The sequence below is a fragment of the Candidatus Similichlamydia epinepheli genome (assembly GCF_003056015.1).
The window spans coordinates 1-1,525 of record NZ_PPEU01000135.1 but is presented as its reverse complement, the minus strand read 5'-3'; the positions used below and the strand labels follow the sequence as shown (position 1 = coordinate 1,525).

The window sequence follows — 1,525 nt, the reverse complement described above, 5'->3', positions numbered from 1 at the left end:
GGTAAGTCGCGTTTCCCTCTGATCCAGAGGCTAATGGGCAAAAAAAGATCACAGACTAACTTCCATCTAGCCACTAGAACCGAAAAACCTCTTCACCATATCCCAAAAATTAGAACACCCCGGAGTCTGTTCCAAACGAGAAAGTTCCCCAAATTTTTTGAGAAGCTCCTTCTGTTCGGGAGAAAGGTTTTGAGGTGTCTCAACTACCACATTCACCTTCAAATCTCCAGCCCCTCTTCCCTGAAGGTGTGGGAAGCCTTGACCTCGAACAAAAAATTGTTTGCCACTTTGTGTCCCTTCTGGAATTTTCACTCGACACAATTTCGAAAAAGTGGGGATTTCTTTCTCACAACCCATCGAAGCTTCTACAAACGTCAAAGGTAAAGTAACAAGTAAGTGATCCCCTTCCCTAGAAAACACTTCATGAGGTCTCACTTCAATCTCTACGTATAAATCACTTCTAGGACCGCCTCCAGAAGGTGCATCACCGAATCCAGCCACTCTCAAACGAACGCCTGAACTTACACCAGGAGGAATGTGGAAACGAACATCTTGCGCTTCCTTCACTCGACCATGTCCGGAACATGCATTGCAATTCTTAAGGATACGTTTCCCCTCTCCTCTACAATGTCCACACGTCATGGCCATTGTGAAGAATCCTCTTGTTTGAACTGTTTGACCAGTTCCATTACATGCAGCACATGTGCGAATATCTGACTTCGAAGCAGCCCCTGAGGCGTCACACTTCAAACACGGGACCCAACCACTTATAACTATAGTTTTACTGACACCACGAAAAGCTTCTTCAAATGAAATGGAAACTGAAACCTTTTTGTCCGGATATTTTCTTTGTTGAGCGTGCATTTCACCGCCGCCACCAAATAGGTCGAAAAGAGAATCTCCTCCCCCACCAAAAGCACCCATGAAGGTCCTAAGGGCATCTTCCATCGATGAAAAGTTCCCAAACCCAGCATCTCCGAATCCACCAGACTGTAGACCTTCTTTACCGTATCGGTCATACATTTGCCTTTTTTCGGGATTGCTTAGGACTTCGTAGGCCTCAGAGATTTCTTTGAACTTCTTTTCTGCTGCAGCATCATCCGGATTCTTGTCCGGGTGATACCTGACGGCCTGCTTCCGATAAGCTTTTTTAATCTCCTCTTCGGAAGCTGTTTTGGAAACTCCCAACAAATCGTAATAATCACTCATAGATCACAAGGGTAGAACGTGTTACTCGAAAAAAGACCCCTAATTCGGGAGTCTATCTTTTGTATTTAAGAGCCGCCTTTGACTTCGCTCTTCTTTTAACGGAAGGTTTATCGTAAAAACGACGTGCCCGAGCACATTTCATTACACCTTCCTTATCTAATTTTTTCTTTAAAGTTCTCAGAGCCTTGTCCAAGGAATCTCCCGGGCGCAACTTGACATACGACATTCTGGATCGAATCTCCTTTACTAAAAACACAAGAAAGTCAAGACAGTACAGCCAGCTTTTCCCTGAACGAATCGCTACACGCGTAGCCCC

General features: G+C 44.9%; 2 protein-coding genes. Both read right to left on the bottom strand.

What is annotated here, in order from left to right; translation table 11 throughout:
• Nucleotides 1–66: 66 nt before the first annotated feature.
• The gene (gene dnaJ / locus GCCT14_RS04905) at nt 67–1,209 is read right to left on the bottom strand and encodes a molecular chaperone DnaJ (RefSeq protein WP_108624451.1); all 1,143 of its coding nucleotides are present in this window, start codon (nt 1,207–1,209) and stop codon (nt 67–69) included.
• A gap of 52 nt (nt 1,210–1,261) precedes the next feature.
• Nucleotides 1,262–1,435, bottom strand: coding sequence for a 30S ribosomal protein S21 (rpsU, locus tag GCCT14_RS04900; protein WP_108624128.1), 174 nt, complete (start codon nt 1,433–1,435; stop codon nt 1,262–1,264).
• Nucleotides 1,436–1,525: the final 90 nt, after the last annotated feature.

Coding starts and splice junctions, on each gene's coding strand:
- dnaJ (WP_108624451.1), bottom strand. CDS start 1,209: ATGAGTGATTATTACGATTTGTTGGGAGTTTCCAAAACAGCTTCCGAA.
- rpsU (WP_108624128.1), bottom strand. CDS start 1,435: ATGTCGTATGTCAAGTTGCGCCCGGGAGATTCCTTGGACAAGGCTCTG.